Origin of the sequence: Tsukamurella conjunctivitidis (assembly GCF_007858475.1) — a bacterium.
GTDB lineage: Bacteria > Actinomycetota > Actinomycetes > Mycobacteriales > Mycobacteriaceae > Tsukamurella > Tsukamurella conjunctivitidis.
In genome coordinates this window covers 1-548 of the sequence record NZ_VIGX01000252.1, presented here as the reverse complement: position 1 = coordinate 548, position 548 = coordinate 1, and the positions used below count along the sequence as shown (strand labels likewise).

Sequence of the window (548 nt, the reverse complement as noted above, 5' to 3'; positions counted from 1 at the left end):
GAACCGTCGCGGTGGTCGCCCACAGTTCGGCCTCGCGCAGCAGGGGCTCGCAGTGGCGGTTGCCCCACTTGGTGCGGTGCTGGGAGGTGAGGACACCTCGATGGTTCTCCAGGTAGAGCTCACCGACCCAGGTCGGGGCGGGCGGGACCTCCCGGGTCGCCTCCTCCAGGGCGTCGGCGAAGAAGGCCCCAGGTGTGGACAGGCGGACACGGGGGACGCCCTCCAGATCAGCCTGCCGGTGGGCGCGCTCCGCCTGTTCCCGGGTCGGCCCGCCACCCCCGTCCCCCCAGCCGAAGGGGGCCAGGGACACGCTCGCCCGCCCGCCCTGGCGCAGGGAGGACTCTGCGCGGTGCATCTCCTGGGGCGTGAGTTCTGAGTTGTAGGTGTCCACCGGCGGGAAGTGGGTGAAGAGACGGGTCCCGTCGATCCCCTCCCACCAGAAGGTGTGGTGGGGGAAGGTGTTGGTGTCGTTCCAGGAGAGTTTCTGGGTGAGCATCCAGGTGCGCCCCATGTGGCGGGCGATCCCGGGCAGGTTGGCGCTGTACCCG

The 548-nt window shown here is 70.8% G+C and carries 1 protein-coding gene; it reads right to left on the bottom strand.

Translation table 11 applies throughout. The annotated features are described in order from the left end of the window. On the bottom strand, positions 1–548 hold a 548-nt coding region (locus FK530_RS25270; protein WP_500487608.1), incomplete at both ends, for a glycoside hydrolase family 38 N-terminal domain-containing protein.